Here is a 5672-nt window from a genome sequence, read left to right as displayed (position 1 = left end):
TTGTTCGCTTGTGTGCTGCCCAGCCGCGTGCCCTGCGTCTTTGCTGTTCGGCGTGTTTACTGCTTCCCGCACGCTAGGCTGTGTTGCCCCGCGTGTGTGTGCGTGCGCACGTTTGTGCGCCCCGTGCGTTTGCGCCTGTGTCCGTGTGTGTTTGGGGGGGCAGCCACAGTAGTGTGGTTGCCCCCCCTCTTGTTGGTTGGTTGCGGTGGTGTCCTACTCTCCCACATTCTGTCGAGTGCAGTACCATTGGCGCTGTAGGGCTTAGCTTCCGGGTTCGGAATGGGTCCGGGCGTTTCCCCTACGCTATGACCACCGCGAGTCTATGAAACCACTTGTGAGCGCGTGTTTGGCTTTGGTGGTTTATTTATTTATCTCGGGTTGAGTGTGATGCGTATAGTGGCGCGAGCATTCTTGCTTTGCCCCCCCCTTTTTGTGCGCGTGTTGCGCGTGGGGTGTGGTTGTTTAGTGTTGGCCAATTAGTACCAGTCGGCTCGCGAGCACTTTGCAGTGCTTCCACCTCTGGCCTATCAACCCAGTCGTCTTCTGGGGGCCTTCGCACCCGTGAACGGGTGCCGGAAACCTCATCTTGGAGCAGGCTTCCCGCTTAGATGCTTTCAGCGGTTATCCCTTCCGAACGTAGCCAACCAGCCATGCACCTGGCGGTACAACTGGCACACCAGAGGTTCGTCCATCCCGGTCCTCTCGTACTAGGGATAGCTCTCCACAAGTTTCCTGCGCGCACAGAGGATAGGGACCGAACTGTCTCACGACGTTCTGAACCCAGCTCGCGTACCGCTTTAATGGGCGAACAGCCCAACCCTTGGGACCAACTCCAGCCCCAGGATGCGACGAGCCGACATCGAGGTGCCAAACCATGCCGTCGATATGGACTCTTGGGCAAGATCAGCCTGTTATCCCCGGGGTACCTTTTATCCGTTGAGCGACCACGCACCCACATGCTATGGCCGGGTCACTAGTTCCTACTTTCGTACCTGCTTGACCCGTCGGTCTCACAGTCAAGCTCCCTTGTGCACTTACACTCGCCACCTGATTACCAACCAGGCTGAGGGAACCTTTGAGCGCCTCCGTTACTTTTTAGGAGGCAACCGCCCCAGTTAAACTACCCACCAGGCACTGTCCCCAACCCGGATTACGGGTCAAGGTTAGATGACCGCTTGAACCAGAATGGTATTTCAACGACGACTCCACTACGGCTGGCGCCGCGGCTTCACAGTCTCCCACCTATCCTACACAAGCACAAGCGAACACCAATACCAAGCTATAGTAAAGGTCCCGGGGTCTTTCCGTCCTTCTGCGCGAAACGAGCATCTTTACTCGTACTGCAATTTCGCCGAGTTCACGGTCGAGACAGCGGAGAAGTCGTTACGCCATTCGTGCAGGTCGGAACTTACCCGACAAGGAATTTCGCTACCTTAGGATGGTTATAGTTACCACCGCCGTTTACTGGGGCTTAAATTCAAGCCTTCACCCCCAAGCGGGGGCTGAGCCTTCCTCTTAACCTTCCAGCACCGGGCAGGCGTCAGTGCGTATACATCGTCTTACGACTTAGCACGCACCTGTGTTTTTGATAAACAGTCGCTTCTCCCTATTCTCTGCGACCTCCAACCGCCGTGCTGCCGCTAGGACAGTAGACAGTCAAAGGTCCTCCTTCTCCCGAAGTTACGGAGGAATTTTGCCGAGTTCCTTGACCATGATTCACTCGAACGCCTCGGTATACTCTACCTGACTACCTGAGTCGGTTTAGGGTACGGGCGCCTATCACCCTCGCGTCGAGGCTTTTCTCGGCAGTACAGGATCACCACCAAACCCCCAAAACGGGGACTCCCATCAGTCCTCACCCACATGCTTCCCGGATTTGCCTAGGAAACGGGCCACAACCTTAGACACACACAACCATCGGTGCGCGGCAGCTACCTCTCTGCGTCACCCCTGTTCATACGCTTGCCTACCACAATCAGGATCCCACCCACCACAAGAAACTCCTACCCGAAAGCAAGAACCTCCCGCAGCACGCGGTTAGCACAAAAGTCTCAGCATTTGTCGGTTGATACGCGGTACCAGAATATCAACTGGTCATCCATCGACTACGCCTGTCGGCCTCGCCTTAGGACCCGACTAACCCAGGGCGGATAAACCTAGCCCTGGAACCCTTAGTCAATCGGCGGACAGGATTCTCACCTGTCATTCGCTACTCATGCCTGCATTCTCACTCCCACGCGCTCCACCCACCGTCACCAGCAGACTTCACCGCACGCAGGACGCTCCCCTACCCACTCACACAACCCGGGCAACTACGCTACCCAAGCCATCACGTGTGAGTGCCACAGCTTCGGCGGTGCACTTAAGCCCCGCTACATTGTCGGCGCGAAACCACTTGACCAGTGAGCTATTACGCACTCTTTCAAGGATGGCTGCTTCTAAGCCAACCTCCTGGTTGTCAACGCGACTCCACATCCTTTCCCACTTAGCGCACACTTAGGGGCCTTAGCTGATGATCTGGGCTGTTTCCCTCTCGACTATGAAGCTTATCCCCCACAGTCTCACTGCCATGCTCAACCTACCAGCATTCGGAGTTTAGCTGACCTCAGTAACCCGCGAAGGCCCATCAGCCATCCAGTAGCTCTACCTCCAGTAGGCAACACACAACGCTGCACCTAAATGCATTTCGGGGAGAACCAGCTATCACGGAGTTTGATTGGCCTTTCACCCCTACCCACAGCTCATCCCCCAGGTTTTCAACCCTGGTGGGTTCGGTCCTCCACAAAGTCTTACCCCTGCTTCAACCTGGCCATGGGTAGATCACCCCGCTTCGGGTCTAGAACATGCGACACACGCCAATATTTCAGACTCGCTTTCGCTACGCATACCCCACACGGGTTAAGCACGCCACATGCCACTAACTCGCAGGCTCATTCTTCAAAAGGCACGCCATCACCCCTCAAGGCTCTGACGGCTTACAGGCACCCGGTTTCAGGCACTATTTCACTCCCCTCCCGGGGTACTTTTCACCATTCCCTCACGGTACTATGCACTATCGGTCACCAAGTAGTATTCAGGCTTACCAGGTGGTCCTGGCAGATTCACACGAGATTTCACGAGTCCCGCGCTACTCGGGCACCCAGCCACACCATGCGTCACACGTCAAGCTACACGACTCTCACGCACTCCGGTCCGCCATCCCAAACGGTTCACCTCCACGCAACACACAACGCTCGTCCCCGGCAGAAAACGAAAAACTGAGCCCCACAACACCGCACACGCAACGCCCGCCGACTCTCACACGCACACGGTTTAGCCATCCTCCGCTTTCGCTCGCCACTACTCACGAAATATCTTCTCCTACGGGTACTGAGATGTTTCACTTCCCCGCGTTCCCCCCACCACCCTATACACGTTCAGATGATGGTAACCCGGCACAACCCAGGCTAGGTTCCCCCATTCGGACACCCTCGGATCAACGCTCGCTCGCCAACTCCCCGAGGCTTATCGCAGGCCACAACGTCCTTCATCAGCTCTTGGTGCCAAGGCATCCACCGAATGCCCACAAAAACTAAACAAAACCACAGAACAAAAAGATGCTCACAACCACTATACACATCACAAACAACCCACCACACACCCCCCACCCGCGCGCACAACACGCACAAGCAGAAAGCGCAGGCAAACGCCCAACACTGTTGAACGAGAACCCGACAGCATGCAATGCTCATCCTTGCCCTACCCAACCCCAAAAACACCCACACCCGGCCACCACAACAGCAACCAACACAGCATGAGCACCACAAGAACACCCACACGCACAACACGCGCAAGCACCCCCGCGACAAAAAGGGCTCCCTAGAAAGGAGGTGATCCAGCCGCACCTTCCGGTACGGCTACCTTGTTACGACTTCGTCCCAATCGCCAATCCCACCTTCGACCACTCCCCCCACAAACGCGGTTAGGCCATGAGCTTCGGGTGTTACCAACTTTCGTGACGTGACGGGCGGTGTGTACAAGGCCCGAGAACGTATTCACCGCAGCGTTGCTGATCTGCGATTACTAGCGACTCCACCTTCATGGGGTCGAGTTGCAGACCCCAATCCGAACTGAGACCGGCTTTAAGGGATTCGCTCCACCTCACGGTATCGCAACCCTCTGTACCAGCCATTGTAGCATGCGTGAAGCCCAAGACATAAGGGGCATGATGATTTGACGTCATCCCCACCTTCCTCCGAGTTAACCCCGGCAGTCCCCCACGAGTCCCCACCACAACGTGCTGGCAACATAGGGCAAGGGTTGCGCTCGTTGCGGGACTTAACCCAACATCTCACGACACGAGCTGACGACAACCATGCACCACCTGCACACCCCCAACCAAATGCACCACCATCTCTGGCAGCCCAGGGCGCATGTCAAGCCTTGGTAAGGTTCTTCGCGTTGCATCGAATTAATCCGCATGCTCCGCCGCTTGTGCGGGCCCCCGTCAATTCCTTTGAGTTTTAGCCTTGCGGCCGTACTCCCCAGGCGGGGCACTTAAAGCGTTAGCTACGGCGCAGAAACCACGGGTGGCCCCCACACCTAGTGCCCAACGTTTACAGCATGGACTACCAGGGTATCTAATCCTGTTCGCTCCCCACGCTTTCGCTCCTCAGCGTCAGTAACGGCCCAGAGACCCGCCTTCGCCACCGGTGTTCCTCCTGATATCTGCGCATTCCACCGCTACACCAGGAATTCCAGTCTCCCCTACCGCACTCAAGCCAGCCCGTACCCACCGCACGCCCCCAGTTAAGCCAGAGGATTTCACGGCAGACGCGACAAGCCGCCTACAAGCCCTTTACGCCCAATAATTCCGGACAACGCTCGCGCCCTACGTATTACCGCGGCTGCTGGCACGTAGTTAGCCGGCGCTTCTTTACTCACTACCCTCACCCAGGCCCAAAACCCAGGCTTGACCATGAGCGAAAGAGGTTCACAACCCGAAGGCCTCCATCCCTCACGCGGCGTCGCTGCATCAGACTTTCGTCCATTGTGCAAAATTCCCCACTGCTGCCTCCCGTAGGAGTCTGGGCCGTATCTCAGTCCCAATGTGTCCGGTCACCCTCTCAGGCCGGATACCCGTCAAAGCCTTGGTAAGCCATCACCCCACCAACAAGCTGATAGGCCGCGAGCCCATCCCCCACCACAAAAGCTTTCCACCAACCCCCATGCGAAGGAAAGTGAATACCCGGTATTAGCAGCCGTTTCCGACCGTTATCCCAAAGAAGAGGGCAGGTTACTCACGTGTTACTCACCCGTTCGCCACTAATCCACAGCACAAAAGCACCGCTTCATCGTTCGACTTGCATGTGTTAAGCACGCCGCCAGCGTTCGTCCTGAGCCAGGATCAAACTCTCCGAAAAAAACAAAAAATTCAGAAAAAAACCCAACCACAAAAAGGCCAGGCCAATCCCAACAAAAAACTCAAAAAACAAAAAACAGGCAAAACAAAAACAAACAAAACACACTATCGAGTTCACAAACAACAACCACACAAACCCCACCACCACAAGAAAAACCCCGCAGCACCAAGGCCAGGCACACCACCCAACAAAACCCACCACAACCGGCAAACCCCATCAGGCGACAAACAAAAACAATACCCACCCCACCACACACACGTCAAACCAAAA

3 rRNA genes are annotated in these 5672 nt (G+C 56.0%); all 3 read right to left on the bottom strand.

Going from position 1 to position 5672, the window contains the following annotated elements:
* Nucleotides 1-200: 200 nt before the first annotated feature.
* The 3 genes from rrf to LRP57_RS08175 all read right to left on the bottom strand — a co-directional run bounded on the left by rrf (nucleotide 201) and on the right by LRP57_RS08175 (nucleotide 5402).
* A 5S ribosomal RNA gene (rrf, locus tag LRP57_RS08185) occupies nucleotides 201-317 on the bottom strand.
* A 140-nt stretch (nucleotides 318-457) separates the two neighbouring features.
* Nucleotides 458-3578: ribosomal RNA gene (locus LRP57_RS08180) — 23S ribosomal RNA — on the bottom strand.
* Nucleotides 3579-3862: 284 nt separating this feature from the next.
* Nucleotides 3863-5402, bottom strand: a 16S ribosomal RNA gene (locus LRP57_RS08175).
* The 16S, 23S and 5S rRNA genes sit together here, the layout of an rRNA operon.
* Nucleotides 5403-5672 lie beyond the last annotated feature (270 nt).

It is taken from the genome of Schaalia sp. lx-260, from assembly GCF_021083645.1.
GTDB lineage: Bacteria > Actinomycetota > Actinomycetes > Actinomycetales > Actinomycetaceae > Pauljensenia.
The sequence above is the reverse complement of the archived record's forward strand: the minus strand, read 5'-3'. Positions and strand labels throughout refer to the sequence as shown.